Genomic DNA, 17,720 nt, shown 5'->3' with positions numbered 1-17,720 from the left:
ACAAATCATAACTAAAACCCCAACAAACCATTATCTAAATGTTAACTAAACAATTTAAAAACATTGTATTTACAACTAATTAACATAGCTTAATTCTTAAATGGATTGTGTAATTTTGCTTTATGGATTTTAAAATCGTTTCTAAATACAAACCCACCGGAGATCAACCCAATGCTATTAAAGAATTGGTTGCAGGAATCAATAATGGAGATCAATACCAAACTCTATTAGGAGTTACAGGTTCTGGTAAAACTTTTACGGTTGCCAATGTCATTCAAGAAGTAAAAAAACCTACTTTGGTATTGGCACATAACAAAACCTTGGCTGCGCAGTTGTATTCTGAGTTTAAAAACTTTTTCCCTAACAATTCGGTTGAGTATTTTGTTTCTTATTATGATTATTATCAACCCGAAGCTTACATTCCCTCCTCTGGAGTATATATAGAAAAAGATTTATCTATCAATGATGAAATTGAACGTTTGCGAATCAGTACTTCTTCTGCCTTACTTTCAGGTAGAAAAGATGTGTTGGTGGTAGCTTCTGTTTCTTGTTTGTATGGTATTGGAAATCCTGTAGAGTTCAAAAAAAATGTCATCAGTATTCAAGTAGATCAAACTTTAAGTAGAACTAAGTTTTTGCACATGTTGGTACAAAGTCTTTACGCACGTACAGAAGCTGATATGAAAAGTGGAAGTTTTAAAGTAAAGGGAGATACGGTTACCATTTTTCCTTCTTATGGAGAATATGCCTACAGAGTTCATTTTTTTGGTGATGAAATAGAAGATATAGAGTCTTACGATTTAGAAAATAAGCAAGTCATTGAACGTTTTGATAATTTGGATATTTATCCTGCCAACTTATTTGTGACTTCTCCCGATATTTTACAAGATGCCATTCATCAAATTCAAAATGATTTGATGAAACAATACGATTATTTTAATGAAATCGGGAAAACACTTGAAGCCAAACGTTTAAAAGAACGTACGGAATTTGATTTAGAAATGATTCGTGAATTGGGATATTGTAGCGGAATTGAAAACTATTCTAGATATTTAGATGGTAGAGAACCCGGAACAAGACCTTTCTGTTTGATTGATTATTTTCCTGAAGATTTTTTAATGGTCATTGATGAAAGTCACGTAACCGTTCCACAAACCCATGCCATGTACGGTGGAGACCGTTCTAGAAAAGAAAATTTAGTAGAATTTGGTTTTAGATTGCCTGCAGCCATGGACAATCGTCCGTTAAAATTTGAGGAGTTTGAAGCCATTCAAAATCAAGTAATCTATGTAACTGCGACTCCTGCTGATTATGAATTAGAAAAATCTGGTGGTGTGGTGGTAGAACAAGTCATTCGTCCTACTGGATTGTTAGACCCTATCATTGAAGTTCGTCCTAGTCAAAACCAAATTGATGATTTGATTGAAGAAATTCACAAACGTATTGAGGTTGATGAACGTGTATTGGTAACTACTTTAACCAAACGTATGGCGGAAGAATTGGCCAAATATTTAACCAGAATTCAGGTACGTTGTCGTTATATACATTCCGATGTAGATACTTTGGAACGTGTAGAAATCATGCAAGATTTACGTAAAGGTTTGTTTGATGTGTTGATTGGAGTGAACCTATTACGTGAAGGGCTGGATTTACCAGAAGTTTCCTTGGTCGCTATTATAGATGCAGATAAAGAAGGATTTTTACGTTCTCATAGGTCTATTACCCAAACCGTGGGTAGGGCTGCACGTAATGTTAACGGAATGGCTATTATGTATGCTGATAAAATTACCAAAAGTATGCAGTTAACCATTGATGAAACGGCTCGTAGACGTGAAAAACAAATTGCTTATAATGAAGCCAATGGTATTACGCCTACTCAAATCAAAAAAGATTTAGGAAACAATTTAACAGATAACCAAGGAACCAATTACGAAGATATTCAACAAAATTTAGCTGCAGAAGAAGATCTTAGTTACTTATCTAAAGCTGCGATTGAAGAACGTATTAGAGAAAAACAACGAGCCATGGAAAAAGCAGCCAAAACTTTAGATTTTATGACTGCTGCCAAGTTCCGTGATGAAATCAAAGCCTTGAAAAGTAAATTGTAAATTAATTTAAATTTGTTTCTTCAAAATTCGGATTTGTTTTTACATTTGTCACTCTTAAAAAACAAATCTTATGTGGTACGAAGTAAAAGTTAAATACAGCAAAATAGACGATAACGAAAGAATCAAAACTTTCAACCAACCTTATTTATTTGATGCCTTAACTTTTACCGAAGCAGAAGCTCGTGCTACAGAGGAAATGGGTAAATATTTGTCTGAAGGTTTTAAAATTACCAACATCAAAGTAGCCAACTTTTCTGAACTATTTCCTAATGAAAATGGAGATCGTTGGTTTAAGTGTAAGGTTTCTTTAGTTACTTTAGATGAGGACAAAGGGTTAGAGCGTAGAACAAATACTTATGTTTTGGTTCAGGCAAATGATGTAAAGGATGCTTATGACTACTTAACAGAGCAATTTGCTGATACCGTTTCTGATTATTCAATTCCAAGTATTACAGAATCTCCAATTATTGATATTTTCCCTTTCTTTGATGGAGATGAAGAACCAACTGTAGCTGCTACTCCACAAACTTATACGGAAGATTCTTTTTCTGAAGACGAAAACATTGATGATGAAGCATTAGAAGAAGAGTTTACTGAAGAAGAGGAAGAAGAAGAACCTATAGAAGACTAATGCAACAAACAGCATTTATATTTGGAGGGCTTTTTGGATTTATGTCCATTGTACTAGGAGCTTTTGGTAGTCATTTACTCAAGAAAAAATGGTCTAAAGAAATTTTAGACAGTTTTGAAATTGGCGTAAAATACCAAATGTACCATGCCTTATTCTTGCTTTTGGTAGGAATCATTTTACCTTTTGATTCAAGTACCGAAAAGTTTGCTGTTATATTTGCAATCATCGGTGTCTTTTTGTTTTCAGGAAGTATATATGGTATTTGCATTTTAAAAAGCAAAGGACAATCAGCAAAAGCTTTAGGGCCTATTACTCCATTAGGAGGACTAAGTCTACTACTCTCTTGGCTGGTCTTTTTATTAGCATTAATATAAAAAACAAAAAAGCCTTTCAGTAAAACTGAAAGGCTTTTCTTTTAACTATAATTTCAAATTATATTGCTGATTGTGTCAACAGAACGGTTTGTAATTTAATGTTTCCTAACTCTTCTGTTTCACCAACAGTTACTTCTATAGCATTCTCTGAAGTATATTCTACAAAACCATCTTTAGAAATAACCAAACTATAAGATCCGCTTGAAACTCCTTGAAAAACAAAAGTTCCTAAGGCATCTGTTTCTGTTGTTGTTACTAATTCTTCTGTCACAGTATAATATAATGAAACCGTTGCACCTTCAATGACCTTTGGATTGTCTTCTACTTGATCTCCTAAATCCTCCCAAACTTTTCCTTGAATAATTCCGGAATTCTTTTCAGCATTTACTCTAATGACTGGCTTTAAACTATAACTTCCATTTCCTTGAGCTACGATAGACTCTTGCGCATCCCAGTCTAAAATAAAAGTATAAGAGAAACCTGCTTCAAGCGCTTCATCTATATTAATTTTTAAACCTGATTGTTGCGCACTAGGAGTACTTAAAGACTTTGCCTCTGTTTCCCCTTTTAAAACTACGGTATTATTATCTCCTAAAACCAATCTAATTTGATGCATGGTATTGGCCTCTACCACTTCATCAGCCAAAATTTCATTTTCTCCACCTACTAAAGTTGTTAAATCAACATTTAAAGGTCCTTCAAAAGTTTCTAAACTTTGCCATCCATCATCATCTCCTGTATTGTATTGAATGTCTATAATTTCAACATTTACTTGCTCGTAATTTCCTGGAGCATCCACTAGTTTAAATTTAACTTGAGCTGTTCCAGTTCCGTCATTATCACTACAGCTTTGCATTAAACCTATTAAAGTTAATGACATTACCGTAAGTGCCATTTTTTTAAAACTTAATTTAATTGTTTCCATTTTCATAATCTATCCTTTTAAAATTAATTCACTTTAAAATGTACATATACTATGCCAAAACTAACCTATGTTAAAAATGACAATGAATTATAATCATTCAATTTTAGAATAAGCTCTTATTTTTATATCATAAAATAAAGATAAGTCGTATTTTTATATCATCATTCACAATAAGATGTCAACCAAAAAACACAGTAGGTCTTATAGACTTTTTAGGATATTTATCTTTAAAAACAGAACCAAAGTATCTCATGCTTTAGATACTTTTTTTTACGGATTAAAAACTGGAGCCAAAGACACTAAAAAAACAACGAGCATTATCCAAAAATATATTCTTCACAGTGGTGATATTACCAAAGAAGATGAAAAGTTTTTAAAACTGTATGTTTATGATATGCTAAAAATAGCGGGAATTGGAATCCCTTTTATTTTATTACCAGGTGCCAGTATTATTATTCCTTTTTTATTGAAAGCAGCAGAAAAGAGAAACATTGATTTAATGCCCTCTAACTTTAAAGGGAAGCCTATTAATAATACAAAGCTTTAATAACTTACTTTTATCTGTTACAAACCAATTCATCTAGAATTTAACAACCTATCTGTTAAAAACCTAAATTTGGCAATACAAAAGATTTACTATTGGCATGTAATCTTATCCACAATCCTGGGTTTGTATTTAATTGCTCCATGGCTTCTTCTATGTTGGAACTTATGGCAGTATTAAGAACATTTGCATAAGTTTTAATTTTAGCAGGAGCAGAATCAGCATCTACTACAGACTGAACCACTTTTTTAGCTTGTAATATTGCGGCTGGTCCTAAAGTAAGGATATACTTAGCTTCTCTACATTCCTTTTCATCACTTTCATTTACAACACTTCCCCCTGCTTTAAACTTACTAATGTGATGTTCTAAAATACTGTTAGATATCGGAATGATTCCAGCAACATGATGATTTTTTGCCCCAGAAAAAGGCTTAATATAAGCAAGATGTGATGCTTGATTTTCTTCTGGCCCATGACCAATAAAAAAAATATCCAAGCCTCCTAGTGATTCTAATTTGGTTAAATACTCTATCAAAGCATATTCTAAATCTTCTGTATCCGTTCTCATTGGGGTAAAGCTTTTTATTTTCTTAAAAAAGGCATCACCCAAAATACGCTCAAAATCCCTCACAAAACTAAAACCATTGTCCATACTCATAGGAGCAAGTGCATCTTGCGTAAACACATTCAACCTAGCAAGCAATGCATCTTGTTCAGATGACTTTGCCAATGCTCCTAACAAACGATGTAATTCCTGAGCTCCTCTACCTCCAAGAAGCGCAATATTAATATCTCCTTCTTTAGATGCTGCGGTATTGTATAGTTCGTTCAACATTGCCTTTCCAACTTCTGCCTCAGTGTTAAGAACAGTAGGCTTCACTCCAAAATCCGTAAAACTAAAATCTTGATTGTTTTTTTGTGATAACCACACATTGTTATGGTCTTCGTCTCTTGTGAAATTTGAGTTGTTTACATTCATCATGTTTAATTTTTATGTTCCTATAATTGATTAGGTACCTATTAAAATCTTATGTTTTCAAAAATAAGAGAATTCATAAAATAAGTCGTCATCATTCACTCTTTTCTTTTTTAAGAGCTTATTAATATTTTGCATTGAGTCCTTAATCTGTATTTTGTTATCTCATTAATTTTAAGTAAATTAGGTAGAACAACCTAAAAATTATCATTATGACAAATCAAAAAATAGTATTAAAGAATGCTGCTAAAATATACGCAGCTATTGTTGGTTTTTACTTTTTTATGAAACTTATTGGAATGTCTGACGTTGTAGAATTTAGAATTTTAAACATTCTATTTGTAATATGGGGAATCAACAGTTCTATAAAAAACAATATTCATCAAAACATGGATAATAATTATTTAACCAACTTATCCATGGGATTTTCTACCGGTTTATTAGGTATTATAGGGGTGATTGCTTCTATGGTTTTATACATTACTTTTATTGATAGTTCATTGATGATGACCTTGCAAAGCACATCTTTTTGGGGAAATAATTTAACCTTACCCAAAGTGGTTTTTTCTATGACCATAGAAGCTATGGCTTCTTGTGTTATTAGTACTTTTATTTTAATGCAATATTGGAAAAAACACAAAATTGAATCTTTGATAAAACATTCATAAAAAAATCCCAACTATAAAGGTTGGGATTTTTTGTTTTAGTATTTTTGAGCTACTCAATTTTTAAACAGATGATTACATTAAAAAACTTTAAGATTATTGCCTTATTAGAAGGTATTTCATATTTATTACTATTAGGAATAGGATCTCCTTTAAAACATTTTACAGGGAATGATGTTTTGGTTAGAACTCTAGGAATGCCACATGGTTTGTTATTTGTAACTTATATAATCATGGCTTTTTTGTTAAAAAGTGAACAAAAATGGTCTACAAAAGAGTTTGCAATTATATTGGTGTGTTCCATTTTGCCTTTTGGAACTTTTTACGCTGATAAAAAATACTTACAAGTAAAGTAAAGAACAATAACAACTTATATATAAGCCTAACTTTACATTTAAAGTTGGGCTTTTTTTCATAAAACCTTGGTACAATCCTCTTAAAATAAACTACTTTCGCGCTGATTTTTGGTTTACTAATTCTTTAAGATATTATAGAATAGTAATGAAAAGGGAATCAGGTGTAAATCCTGAACAGTACCCGCTGCTGTAAGTTTCTCTATTTACTTAGAAAAAGTTTGTTAACAATACCACTGTCTTTTTTGATGGGAAGGGTTAAACAAATGAAACGAGTCAGAATACCTGCCATTAATCGAAAAAACAAAGCTTTCGGGAGTTATAGCTTTGGGTAAATTTTTCTTGGATTTATCCGATTATTCCTTGATGTTTTGTTTTTAAAATAAAAAATATTATTAATTATTTTAAATACAAACAAATGAACAACAAACCATTTTTAATCGCCTTATTAGGCCTTTCATTAAGTACATTTACAGCTTGTGAAAAAGAAGAATCTATTGAAGAAGTAGATGTCTTTGAAATGTACTCTAGACCAATCACCACTGAAAGTAGTCAGTATATTTCTGAAGTCTTATCTTACCGACCTGGACCTGGACAATACACTAATAAAAACCTTGGAAACATTGAATCGTCTGAATCTATTATTGGAAATAAAACCGGATTGGTTTCTCTTGGAGCCATGGGAGGTTCTATCATTTTTACTTTTGATCATACGGTTATAAATAAAGAAAATGAAAATGACTTCATTATCTACGGAAATGCATTTTCTGGTTTTTCTGAACCAGGAATTGTCCAAGTTTCTTTTGATGAAAATGGTAACGGTATTGCCGATGATACTTGGTATGAAATAGCTGGTAGCGCGCATTCTAATGAAGAGACTTTACACAATTATAATGTTACATACGTAAATCCAAATAGTGATACTGAAGAAGTTATATGGACAGATAATAACGGAGGTTCAGGAACAATTAAAGCAGGAACCACCAATAGATATCCTCTTTTTATTGTAGAACAAGAACAAGTAACTTTTTCTGGAACTAGAATTTTTCCAACCATAAACAGTGGTGGTATTATTAGTACAGAACCTTTAGAATGGGGATATGTAGACAATTATAACGCTAACTACCAAGCCAATGGTAATGGAAATGTTTTTGATATTGATTGGGCTGTAGATCAGAATCTAAATCCTGTTTCTTTACAAGGAGTTGACTTTATAAAAGTATATACTGGAGCTCAAGAAAGTTTAGGCTTTCTAGGGGAACTTTCGACTGAAATTAAAGGTGCTAAAGATTTAGCTTTACAGGGAACCGAAGAATAATCAATATATAATAACAAAAATCCCTATTTGAAATTTCAAATGGGGATTTTTATTTATTTGGATAAATATACTATTCGTACATTTTAGATCTTAATTCTTTAATCTTTGGATCATCTAAATACTCATCAAAAGTAGCATATTTATCAATCACTCCTTTTGGGGTAATTTCTATAATTCTATTCGCTACAGTTTGGGCAAACTCGTGGTCATGTGTAGAAAACAAGACCGTTCCTTTAAAGTTTTTTAATGAGTTGTTTAAAGCCTGGATAGACTCTAAGTCTAAGTGGTTGGTTGGTTCATCTAACACCAATACATTTGCTCTAGTCATCATCATACGAGACAACATACAACGTACTTTTTCCCCTCCAGACAATACATTACATTTTTTTAAAGCTTCTTCTCCACTAAAAATCATTTTCCCTAAGAAACCTCTTAAATGTACTTCTTCTCTTTCTTCTTCAGTTTTTGCGTATTGACGTAACCAATCTACCAAGTTTAATTTCTCATCTACAAAGAATGATGAGTTGTCAGATGGTAAATAAGATTGGTTCGTAGTAATCCCCCATTTGTATTCTCCGGTATCAGCAGACTCATTCCCCATAATAATTTGGTAGAAAGAAGTCACTGCTTTAGAATTTTTAGAAACCACTAATACTTTATCTCCTTTTGATAAGTTGATATCTACATCTTTAAACAATGTTTCTCCTTCAAAAGATTTTGATAAATTTTCTATATTTAAAATTTGATCACCTGCTTCTCTATCTCTATCAAAAATAATAGCTGGATATCTACGGCTAGAAGGTTGAATGTCATCAACATTTAACTTTTCAATCATTTTTTTACGAGAAGTAGCTTGTTTTGACTTTGCTACGTTGGCAGAAAAACGACGGATAAAATCTTCTAACTCTTTCTTTTTATCTTCTGCTTTTTTGTTGGCTTGTTGACGTTGTTTTGCCGCTAATTGAGAAGACTCATACCAGAAAGTATAGTTTCCTGAGTAATGATTGATCTTTCCAAAATCGATATCTGAAATATGTGTACAAACAGCATCTAAAAAGTGACGGTCATGCGATACTACAATTACCGTATTTTCATAATTTGCTAAAAAGTTTTCTAACCAAGCAATGGTTTCAAAGTCCAAGTCGTTGGTAGGCTCATCCATAATCAATACATCTGGATTCCCAAACAAGGCTTGTGCTAATAACACACGTACTTTGGTTTTACCATCTAAATCGGCCAATAAAGTATAATGTAACTCATCTTTAATTCCTAAGTTAGACAACATGGTTGCTGCAGCAGCATCGGCGTTCCATCCATCCATTTCTTCAAAACGAACTTGTAACTCTCCAATTCTTTCTGCATTTTCATCCGTATAATCAGCGTACAAAGCATCAATTTCTGTTTTGATTTTGTGTAACTCTTTGTTCCCCATCAACACCGTTTCCAAAACAGTATATTCATCAAAAGCATAATGATCTTGAGTTAATACAGACATACGCTTTCCAGGATCTAAAGTAACATGACCAGAAGTTGGTTCCATTTTTCCTGATAATATTTTTAGAAAAGTAGATTTTCCCGCTCCGTTGGCACCTATAATACCATAGCAATTTCCTTGTACGAATTTTGTATTCACTTCATCGAACAACACTCTTTTTCCGAACTGTACCGATAAATTTGAAACTGTTAACATGACTCTTATTTTTAATTTGGTGCAAAAGTACAAAATTGATAAAGAAAAATGCTTAGAATTCAAAGAGCTTTCACAAGAATTTATATCTTTAATTAATGGATTTTTTTCACATTAAAAACGCAATATTTATTGGGTTCTTTCTAGCTTTTATGATAGGACCTGTATTTTTCAAACTTATCCAAACCAGTATTTTAAAAGGAGTTAGGTATGCTATTGCTTTTGATTTAGGCGTTATTATGGGTGATATTTCTTTTATTTTAATCGCTTATTTTGGAAGCAGACCTTTGCTTAAAGAGATTAAAAATGATCCTAAGTTGTTTTTAGTCGGAGGAATTATTTTAATTATTTATGGATTGTTGACTGTATTTAATAAGAAAAACAAAAAAGAACCTAACAATGAAATCAATCTTAAAATATCTTCTACCAATGAATATTTAAAACTTTTTATAGGAGGATTTCTATTGAATTTTATCAACGTTGGTGTATTGGCTTTTTGGTTAGGATTAATTGTTGTAATTGGTCCTGCTTTAGACATGAATGCTACTTCAATCTTTTGGTACTTTACCATTATTATCATCAGCTATTTTATGACTGACATTGGAAAAATAATCTTAGCCAAACAATTAAAACACAAATTAACTCCAAAAGTGGTGTTTCAAATCAAAAAAATAATGGGAATTATCTTAATTGTTTTTGGGATTTTTATGACTCTTAAAGGTTTTATTCCTAAAGATGATTTTAACTTTGATAGTTACATTAAAACTCCTAAAAACTAGATTTTACATCATCATGAAGAATAAACAACTATTCATCAAAATATTCATACTCCTATCAACATATGTAAATGCACAGCAATATTTTGGAGGACATCCTTTGGGGCAAAATTGGCAAATCATAAGTTCTCCGGCTGTTAGAATTATTTATCCTAATGGAATGAATCCTGAAGCAGAAAGGATTGCTAGAATTATTAATTACATCGATCAAAACAACAGACGCTCTGTAGGAGATAAAAAAAAACAGATTGACATTGTTTTGCAAACCCAAACCACCATTCCTAATGGATATGTAGGCTTAGCTCCTTTTAGAAGTGAATTTTATGGAACACCTCCACAAAGTAATTTGTCTCTTGGATCTTTAAATTGGTTAGATGTATTGTCTATTCATGAATACAGACATGTGTTGCAAAACATCAATGCAAAAAATGGAATTGTTAACTTTTTCTATTATTTGGGAGGAGAATCTTATTGGGCTGTAGTAAACAATTTGGTGTTGCCCAATTGGTATTATGAGGGAGATGCAGTGATTACAGAAACTGCTTTGAGTGATGCTGGTAGAGGTAGAAGTCCTTATTTCACCTTACAACAAAGAGCTTTGATTGCTGAAAACATTGATTATTCTTATTTAAAAAACAGAAATGGATCTTATAAAGACATGCTTCCAAATCATTATCCTTTAGGCTATATGATGTTGACTTATTTAAGAAATCATTATGGGAATGATGTCATTGCTGATATTTTAAAGGAATCAACCGCTTTTGACGGGCTGATTTATCCTTTTTCTAAAGCCATTAAAAGACATACAAAGATTAAAAACACCACAAAACTTTACAAAAAAGCTTGGGAAGAATTCAAAGACAAAACACAAACTCAAATAGAAAACACAGAGTTGATTCCCACAACTCCGCTCCTTAAAAAACTACCAAAAACAATTACGACTTATAGTTATCCTATTTTTTTAAATGACAGCACTGTAATTGCCAGAAAAAAAAGTTACAATACAACGGATGAATTGGTAAAAATTAGCAAAGGAAAAGAAACTAAAATTACTTCCATCGGTATTAATAATGATGATTTTCTATCGTACAATGACAATTTATTGGCATGGACAGAAAGCACTAAAAATCCTCGTAGAGGAGCACAAAATTATTCTGACATCATTCTTTATGATTTAAAAACAAATCATAAAAAAAGATTGACCCAATCAACTCGTTATTTTTCACCTTCTATTTCTCCCGATGGAAGCCAAATCGCCATCATTAATATTAGTCCTTCGGAGGAATTCAACCTTTGCATCATAAACAGTAAAACGGGACAGATAGAAAAAACTTTTGACAATCCTAAAAACAACTTTTTATCTAGAACTGCTTGGACCACCGATGGAAAAAACATAGTTACTATCCTTAAAGAAAACGGAAAACTTTGTTTGATTAAAATAAATATTAAAAATGGAGAAATAACAGAATTAACACCATGGACTGCGCATACGATAGAAACTCCGTTTGTGACTCAAAATAAGGTTTATTTTAACGCTAGCTATTCTGGAATTGATAATATTTACAGTACTGATTTACTTGGAAGTAAACAAGTTAAAAAAGAGACTTCTGTAAAAGTTGGGGCTTTTCAGCCTAGTATTGAGAAGAATCAATTGATGTTTACAGAATTTAGCTCAAAAGGTTTTCAAATTTCATCACAAAAAATAAGACAAAATAATTCTTTTATTAGTTACCAAGAACCTAATAAAATGAAGCAATTCAAGACAGTAGCCAATCAAACAGAAGGAGGAAATATTTTAAGTAATATTGATACAACAACTACCTATAACGCAAAAAAATACAATGGGTTATTTAAAGGATTAAAATTACATACTTGGGGCATTGCTCCATCACCTTCAGTATCTTCTATAAACCTAAGAGCCGTAAATATGTTGAATGATGTTGCTCTAAATTTTAGTAGTGGAATCAATCATAATGAAAATAATGCTATTTTTTACAATGGAAATATTGTGGTTTCAAGATTTTATCCCGAAATAAAGTTTAGTGCCAGCAAAACAAATAGACAAACTATTGTTGAAAACAATGTGAATCCCCCATACAATATTCTAGATTTTGATGAAACCAATTTAGGTTTAAAAATAGGTATTCCGCTTACTTGGTACAAAGGAAATTACATCACTAGTTTTGAGCCCTATATAGAAGGAAATCAATTTATTTTAAACAATTTTAAAACTGTATTTAATCAAAAGAGTTTTACCGCATACAACACAGGGCTAACTTTTAGTACCTATAAAAGAACCGCTTTACAGAATATTGGTCCTCGCATGGGTTTTGCCATAGACATGAGTAAAAAGGCTGACTTTGTAAATGCTGATAATGCTGACCAGTTTAACATCAACACAACGCTCTATTTACCAGGGATTTATAAAAACCATAACCTTAGGATAAGAGGAGCATATCAAAAAGAAAAACTAAGCAACACTTATCAGTTTAGTGATTATTATATTTATCCTAGGGGTTACAGTGCTCCTTTAAATGACGAATTTAAATCTATTAGCTTTAACTATGGTATGCCATTGGCTTATCCTGATTTTGGTTTTGCAGGTTTGATCTATTTTAAACGTATTAGAGCCAATTTATTTTATGATTATGGTGTGGGGAAATTAAATAATGAAAACATCATAAAAGAACTTAAAACACAAACTTATAATTCTGTGGGAACAGAAGTTTTATTTGATAATGTTTACTTTAATGTTTTACCCATCACAGTCGGAATTAGATATTCACATCTATTAAAAGAAAGTCTATTAGGAAATAATTCTAGTGGATTTCAATTTATTTTAGCAACAAACTTGTCTTTCTAAACAGAGATTTAACTTAAATTTGACTCAAAAACGAAGAAATGACCTCAAACCAACAACCCAACAATCCACTACACGGAATAAAATTAGCTGATATTCTTACTGAATTAATTGAAAATTTAGGTTGGGAAGAGATGGAAAAAGAGACTGGAATTAAATGTTTTGGTAACAATCCTACCTTTAAAAGTAGCTTAAAGTTCCTAAGAACCATGCCTTGGGCTAGGAAACGTACAGAAAATTTATACTTAGATTGGTTAGAATATAAAGAGTTGCATAATCTATAGGTAGTTCTAAGTAAATAGCGTACATTTGCATTTTTATAATCAGATTTGCAAACTTGTCGTATAGGTTTGTGGATCATAAACAAACTTATATGTCGACATTTAGCGAATTAGGGTTGAAAGAAGAAATTCTTTCAGCTTTGATAGAGATGGGGTATGAAACTCCATCAGAAATTCAAGAAAAAGCAATTCCACAAGTAATATCATCCACTGATGATTTAAAGGCTTTTGCACAAACAGGAACTGGAAAAACAGCTGCTTTTAGTTTACCAATTATTCAACAAATTGATGTTAACAACAACAATGTACAGGCAATTATTTTGTCTCCTACACGTGAGTTGGCTGTTCAAATTGGAGATCAAATTGAAAAGTTTTCTAAAAACATTAGAGGTTTAAAAGTTGTGACTGTATACGGAGGAGCAAGTATTGAAGACCAAACTAGAAAATTAAACAGAGGAGCACAAATTGTTGTGGGAACTCCAGGTAGAACTGTTGATTTAATCAACAGAAGAAGACTAAAACTAGAAAACTTACAATGGTTGGTTTTAGATGAAGCAGATGAAATGTTAAACATGGGATTCAAAGATGATTTGGATGCTGTGTTAGAATCTACTCCATCAACCAAACAAACCTTATTGTTTTCTGCAACTTTCCCAAAAGAAGTTGAAGCCATTGCACGTAATTATATGCACCAACCTGTAGAACTTTCTGCAGGTACAAAGAATACTGGTTCTGATGATGTAAGTAACGAATATTACGTTGTTACAGAAAGAAATCGTTATGCTGCTATTAAACGTATTGCGGATGTAAATCCTGATATTTATGGAATTATTTTCTGTAGAACTAGACGTGAATGTCAAGAAGTATCAGAAAAATTAATCGCTGACGGTTACAATGCAGATTCTTTACACGGTGACTTATCACAAGCACAACGTGATAACGTAATGCAAAAGTTCCGTAACAAAACAGTTCAAATGTTGGTAGCAACAGATGTTGCTGCTCGTGGATTAGATGTCAACAATTTAACGCACGTAATTAACCACAAATTACCAGACCAAAACGAAGCTTACACACACCGTAGTGGGCGTACAGGTAGAGCTGGTAACAAAGGAGTTTCTATTGTATTAGTTACAGCGAGAGAAGTTGGTAAACTAAGACCTATTGAACGTAAAATTCAAAAGAAATTCATCAAAAAAGAAGTTCCTAGCGGAAAAGAAATTTGTGAGATTCAATTGTTTAAATTGGTTGAAAAAGTAAAAAATACTGAAATCAACACCAAAGAAATCTCTGGATACTTAGATAATATATACGAACAATTTGAAGGATTGTCTCGCGAAGAGTTGATTCAAAAATTTATATCTGTTGAATTTAATGCTTTCTTAGAATACTACTCTAAAGCAAATGACATTAACGACAACAGACCAGCTAGAGAAAGTGATGACAGAGGAAGAAAAAGAGATGACGAAAACATGTCTCGTTTCTTTATCAACATTGGTAGAAAAGACAATTTGACCCCTCCTCGTTTGATGGGATTGATCAACGATCAAAACATTACAAATAATGTAGAAATAGGTCAAATTGAAATTTTAGATACTTTTTCTTTCTTTGAGTTAGACAAAAACTTTGAAAAAGAAACCCTTGATGCTTTTTTAGCAAATGCTCCTGAATTTGAAGGAAGAGGTGTAAATGTTGAAATCACTAAAAAACGTCGTTCAGGCGGTGGTGGTGGACGTGGTGGAGACAGAAGACCACGTAGAGATGGTGGAAATTTCCGTAGTGGAGATAGAAACGATAGACCTCGTAGAGACAGTGGTGATTTTAAAGGAAAACGTAGAGAAGGATCAGGAAGTAGAGAAACTTCTAGCCGCAGTGCTGCTTCAGGACGTGTTCAAAACAAATCATGGGGGCGTAAAAGAGATTAATTATCTTTCACAAAACATATAAAAAAAAGAGGACTATCAATGGTCCTCTTTTTTTATGCTAAGTTGTGTCGTTCTCCGTTTACATTCTAATGAAATCTTTTATCTTTGACAACATGAAAAAATTACTATCATTGCTTTTTTTAGTAACTTTCACTACAGCTATATTTAGTTGTCAAGATGAATTTTGCTTAGATGCAACTACGCCTAATCTAATTATTCGTTTTTACGATAAAGACACCATTACAAAAACCAAATCAATTAAATTAATTGTTTGGGCTAATTCAAAAGACACTTTATATAATGGTGTGACAACAGATTCTTTATCCATTCCTTTAGACACACAAAATAATAATGTTACGTATCACTTTTCTATTTTAGACAGTGAAAATAGTCAGGAAGACATCGATATTAATTATACGATTGAAGATGTATTTGTGTCTAAAGCATGTGGCTATAAAAGTATTTTTAAAGAGGTTAATATTACAACCACCAACAACGATTGGTTGTCTACTGCTACTCCTACTTCAACATTTAATATCACAGATCAAACTAAAGCGCATGTTAAAATATTTCATTAGTTGTTCTATTTTACTTTGTTCTTTAGTTAGCATTGCACAAAGTAAAAAAATAGACACTATAAATACCATTAAAACCATTAAAAGAGATAGTGTTGGAGCTTTTTACAATCCAAAAACCTACGGTTTGCGTATTGGAGTTGATTTGGTAAAACCTGCCTTATCTTTTAGTCAAAATGATTTTAGTGGTGGTGAGATTGTTGCTGATTACAGAATCAATACTCGTTTGTTTGTTGCTGGAGAAATGGGATACACCAAAAGAACCCTTCAAGAAGATTATTTTAATCACACCGCTAACGGAAGCTATTTAAAATTAGGAGTAAACTATAATTTATATACCAATTGGCTAGACATGGACAATGAAACTTTCCTTGGAGCTAGATATGGTACCAGTATTTATAACGACAATTTAAGCAGTTATACTATTGCTCAAAACGGTGAATATTTTCCTCCTAAAACTGTAGAGGGACAAAAATACAACAATATCAATACGCATTGGTTTGAATTTGTTGCAGGTATTAAAGTAGAAACTTTTAAGAATTTATTTTTAGGATTTATGGTTAGTTTTAGCAAAGTTATATCTACCAATGATCCTGATAATTACAAAAGCACCTACAGTCCCGGAATTGGAAAAATAACCAAAAACGGATCAGGAGCAAATATTAATTACACCATTTCATACAGAATTCCTTTATATAAAAAATAAATCATGCAAAAAATTCCATCTGTTGATTTACAACAATTTTTATCAAACAACACTTCAGACAAACAAGCCTTTGTATCACAAATAGGAAGTGCTTTTAGTAATATTGGTTTTGTTGCCTTAAAAGGACATTTTTTATCAGAGGAATTGATAGAAGAATTATATACAGAAATTAAGAACTTTTTTAACCTACCTCAAGAAATCAAAGACAAATATGAAATTGATGGATTGGGAGGACAACGTGGTTATACCTCGTTTGGTAAAGAAAGTGCCAAAGGGAAAAAAGAAGGAGATTTAAAAGAATTTTGGCATTTTGGCCAATATGTGGATCAAAATGAAGTTTTGTCAGAGGCTTTACAAAAAGTATTGATTCCAAATATTATGGTTGAGGAACTTCCTAATTTTAATAAAGTAGGAAAAGAAGTTTATCAGCAATTAGAAAAAACAGCTAAATATGTTTTAAGAGCTTTAGCTATTTATTTAGAATTAGAGGAACAATATTTTGATGAATTTATTCACAACGGAAACAGTATTTTAAGACCTATACATTACCCTCCTATTCAATCAGAACCTAAAGGAGCTGTAAGAGCTGCTGCCCATGGTGACATCAATTTGATTACTTTGTTAATGGGAGCTCAAGGAAAAGGTTTACAAGTACAAGATTTACAAGGAAACTGGATTGATGCCATTGCACAACCAGATGAATTGATGATTAATGTGGGAGATATGTTATCAAGACTAACCAATAACAAATTAAAATCTACCATTCACCAAGTCATCAACCCACCTAAAGAACTTTGGGGAACTTCTCGTTATTCCATTCCATTTTTTATGCATCCTGTGCCAACTATGGACTTAACCTGTTTAGATAACTGTGTATCAGAAAAAAATCCTAAAAGTTTTGAAGATATTACTGCTGGAGAGTTCTTATATGAAAGACTAAAAGACTTAGGATTAATCAAATAGCAATAAACAACCCCACTTAATGATTTTTTTTCATTAAATTAGTTAAAAAAAGAAGA

General features: G+C 32.0%; 17 protein-coding genes and 1 riboswitch. Of the genes, 14 read left to right on the top strand and 3 right to left on the bottom strand.

Annotated features, from left to right (window positions below; genetic code table 11):
* Positions 1–122 precede the first annotated feature (122 nt).
* From uvrB to QVZ41_RS09290, 3 genes are all read left to right on the top strand, one after another.
* Positions 123–2,108 (top strand): excinuclease ABC subunit UvrB, encoded by a 1,986-nt coding sequence (gene uvrB, locus QVZ41_RS09300; RefSeq protein WP_302884295.1) that lies wholly within the window; start codon positions 123–125, stop codon positions 2,106–2,108.
* A gap of 70 nt (positions 2,109–2,178) precedes the next feature.
* Positions 2,179–2,739 carry a DUF4494 domain-containing protein gene (locus QVZ41_RS09295; protein WP_302884294.1) on the top strand — a complete coding sequence of 187 codons (561 nt, stop codon included), beginning with the start codon at positions 2,179–2,181 and terminating at the stop codon, positions 2,737–2,739.
* Positions 2,739–3,113 carry a DUF423 domain-containing protein gene (locus QVZ41_RS09290; RefSeq protein ID WP_302884293.1) on the top strand — a complete coding sequence of 125 codons (375 nt, stop codon included), beginning with the start codon at positions 2,739–2,741 and terminating at the stop codon, positions 3,111–3,113. Before QVZ41_RS09295 ends, QVZ41_RS09290 begins: the two co-directional genes overlap by 1 nt.
* A 58-nt stretch (positions 3,114–3,171) precedes the next feature.
* On the opposite strand, the gene QVZ41_RS09285 is transcribed toward QVZ41_RS09290, so the two are convergent.
* Positions 3,172–4,044, bottom strand: coding sequence for a DUF4382 domain-containing protein (locus QVZ41_RS09285; RefSeq protein ID WP_302884292.1), 873 nt, complete (start codon positions 4,042–4,044; stop codon positions 3,172–3,174).
* Between the two features lie 169 nt (positions 4,045–4,213).
* On the opposite strand from QVZ41_RS09285, the gene QVZ41_RS09280 reads away from it, so the two are divergent.
* Positions 4,214–4,585, top strand: coding sequence for an LETM1 domain-containing protein (locus QVZ41_RS09280; RefSeq protein ID WP_302884291.1), 372 nt, complete (start codon positions 4,214–4,216; stop codon positions 4,583–4,585).
* A gap of 55 nt (positions 4,586–4,640) precedes the next feature.
* On the opposite strand, the gene QVZ41_RS09275 is transcribed toward QVZ41_RS09280, so the two are convergent.
* Entirely contained in the window at positions 4,641–5,561 is a 921-nt protein-coding gene (locus QVZ41_RS09275; protein WP_302884290.1) for a hypothetical protein, read from the bottom strand.
* A gap of 209 nt (positions 5,562–5,770) precedes the next feature.
* Between QVZ41_RS09275 and QVZ41_RS09270 the strand changes: the two genes are divergently transcribed.
* From QVZ41_RS09270 to QVZ41_RS09260, 3 genes are all read left to right on the top strand, one after another.
* A complete protein-coding gene (locus QVZ41_RS09270) occupies positions 5,771–6,226 on the top strand; it encodes a hypothetical protein (protein ID WP_302884289.1) in 456 nt (151 codons plus the stop codon).
* Between the two features lie 68 nt (positions 6,227–6,294).
* Entirely contained in the window at positions 6,295–6,579 is a 285-nt protein-coding gene (locus QVZ41_RS09265) for a DUF3817 domain-containing protein (protein ID WP_302884288.1), read from the top strand.
* Between the two features lie 92 nt (positions 6,580–6,671).
* A riboswitch (cobalamin riboswitch) is annotated at positions 6,672–6,883 on the top strand.
* A 111-nt stretch (positions 6,884–6,994) separates the two neighbouring features.
* A complete protein-coding gene (locus QVZ41_RS09260) occupies positions 6,995–7,894 on the top strand; it encodes a PKD domain-containing protein (protein ID WP_302884287.1) in 900 nt (299 codons plus the stop codon).
* Between the two features lie 70 nt (positions 7,895–7,964).
* On the opposite strand, the gene QVZ41_RS09255 is transcribed toward QVZ41_RS09260, so the two are convergent.
* Positions 7,965–9,584, bottom strand: a complete 1,620-nt coding sequence (locus tag QVZ41_RS09255) for an ABC-F family ATP-binding cassette domain-containing protein (RefSeq protein ID WP_302884286.1) — start codon at positions 9,582–9,584, stop codon at positions 7,965–7,967.
* 95 nt (positions 9,585–9,679) lie between these two features.
* Here QVZ41_RS09255 and QVZ41_RS09250 point away from each other — a divergent pair, with 95 nt between their 5' ends.
* The 7 genes from QVZ41_RS09250 (at position 9,680) to QVZ41_RS09220 (ending at position 17,664) form a co-directional block, all read left to right on the top strand.
* Positions 9,680–10,360, top strand: coding sequence for a LysE family translocator (locus QVZ41_RS09250; RefSeq protein WP_302884285.1), 681 nt, complete (start codon positions 9,680–9,682; stop codon positions 10,358–10,360).
* Positions 10,361–10,373: 13 nt separating this feature from the next.
* Complete coding sequence (locus QVZ41_RS09245) at positions 10,374–13,220, top strand: TolB family protein (protein WP_302884284.1); 2,847 nt, start codon at positions 10,374–10,376, stop codon at positions 13,218–13,220.
* A 38-nt stretch (positions 13,221–13,258) separates the two neighbouring features.
* On the top strand, positions 13,259–13,501 hold the full coding sequence (locus tag QVZ41_RS09240) for a VF530 family protein (RefSeq protein ID WP_302884283.1): 243 nt from the start codon (positions 13,259–13,261) through the stop codon (positions 13,499–13,501).
* 89 nt (positions 13,502–13,590) lie between these two features.
* Entirely contained in the window at positions 13,591–15,420 is a 1,830-nt protein-coding gene (locus QVZ41_RS09235) for a DEAD/DEAH box helicase (RefSeq protein ID WP_302884282.1), read from the top strand.
* A gap of 113 nt (positions 15,421–15,533) precedes the next feature.
* Positions 15,534–15,998 (top strand): DUF6452 family protein, encoded by a 465-nt coding sequence (locus QVZ41_RS09230; protein ID WP_302884281.1) that lies wholly within the window; start codon positions 15,534–15,536, stop codon positions 15,996–15,998.
* The gene (locus QVZ41_RS09225) at positions 15,979–16,701 is read left to right on the top strand and encodes a DUF6048 family protein (RefSeq protein ID WP_302884280.1); all 723 of its coding nucleotides are present in this window, start codon (positions 15,979–15,981) and stop codon (positions 16,699–16,701) included. Before QVZ41_RS09230 ends, QVZ41_RS09225 begins: the two co-directional genes overlap by 20 nt.
* 3 nt (positions 16,702–16,704) lie before the next feature.
* Positions 16,705–17,664 (top strand): isopenicillin N synthase family dioxygenase, encoded by a 960-nt coding sequence (locus tag QVZ41_RS09220; RefSeq protein WP_302884279.1) that lies wholly within the window; start codon positions 16,705–16,707, stop codon positions 17,662–17,664.
* Positions 17,665–17,720 lie beyond the last annotated feature (56 nt).

This window comes from Wenyingzhuangia gilva (assembly GCF_030519655.1).
GTDB lineage: Bacteria > Bacteroidota > Bacteroidia > Flavobacteriales > Flavobacteriaceae > Wenyingzhuangia > Wenyingzhuangia gilva.
This window is presented reverse-complemented; position numbering and strand designations above follow the sequence as displayed.

Excerpts from the sequence above, each read along its gene's own strand:
- QVZ41_RS09220 (WP_302884279.1), top strand. The coding sequence starts at position 16,705 with ATGCAAAAAATTCCATCTGTTGATTTACAACAATTTTTATCAAACAAC.
- QVZ41_RS09250 (WP_302884285.1), top strand. The coding sequence starts at position 9,680 with ATGGATTTTTTTCACATTAAAAACGCAATATTTATTGGGTTCTTTCTA.
- QVZ41_RS09280 (WP_302884291.1), top strand. The coding sequence starts at position 4,214 with ATGTCAACCAAAAAACACAGTAGGTCTTATAGACTTTTTAGGATATTT.
- QVZ41_RS09235 (WP_302884282.1), top strand. The coding sequence starts at position 13,591 with ATGTCGACATTTAGCGAATTAGGGTTGAAAGAAGAAATTCTTTCAGCT.
- uvrB (WP_302884295.1), top strand. The coding sequence starts at position 123 with ATGGATTTTAAAATCGTTTCTAAATACAAACCCACCGGAGATCAACCC.
- QVZ41_RS09225 (WP_302884280.1), top strand. The coding sequence starts at position 15,979 with ATGTTAAAATATTTCATTAGTTGTTCTATTTTACTTTGTTCTTTAGTT.
- QVZ41_RS09285 (WP_302884292.1), bottom strand. The coding sequence starts at position 4,044 with ATGAAAATGGAAACAATTAAATTAAGTTTTAAAAAAATGGCACTTACG.
- QVZ41_RS09270 (WP_302884289.1), top strand. The coding sequence starts at position 5,771 with ATGACAAATCAAAAAATAGTATTAAAGAATGCTGCTAAAATATACGCA.
- QVZ41_RS09240 (WP_302884283.1), top strand. The coding sequence starts at position 13,259 with ATGACCTCAAACCAACAACCCAACAATCCACTACACGGAATAAAATTA.
- QVZ41_RS09255 (WP_302884286.1), bottom strand. The coding sequence starts at position 9,584 with ATGTTAACAGTTTCAAATTTATCGGTACAGTTCGGAAAAAGAGTGTTG.
- QVZ41_RS09265 (WP_302884288.1), top strand. The coding sequence starts at position 6,295 with ATGATTACATTAAAAAACTTTAAGATTATTGCCTTATTAGAAGGTATT.
- QVZ41_RS09295 (WP_302884294.1), top strand. The coding sequence starts at position 2,179 with ATGTGGTACGAAGTAAAAGTTAAATACAGCAAAATAGACGATAACGAA.
- QVZ41_RS09230 (WP_302884281.1), top strand. The coding sequence starts at position 15,534 with ATGAAAAAATTACTATCATTGCTTTTTTTAGTAACTTTCACTACAGCT.
- QVZ41_RS09260 (WP_302884287.1), top strand. The coding sequence starts at position 6,995 with ATGAACAACAAACCATTTTTAATCGCCTTATTAGGCCTTTCATTAAGT.
- QVZ41_RS09275 (WP_302884290.1), bottom strand. The coding sequence starts at position 5,561 with ATGAATGTAAACAACTCAAATTTCACAAGAGACGAAGACCATAACAAT.
- QVZ41_RS09245 (WP_302884284.1), top strand. The coding sequence starts at position 10,374 with ATGAAGAATAAACAACTATTCATCAAAATATTCATACTCCTATCAACA.
- QVZ41_RS09290 (WP_302884293.1), top strand. The coding sequence starts at position 2,739 with ATGCAACAAACAGCATTTATATTTGGAGGGCTTTTTGGATTTATGTCC.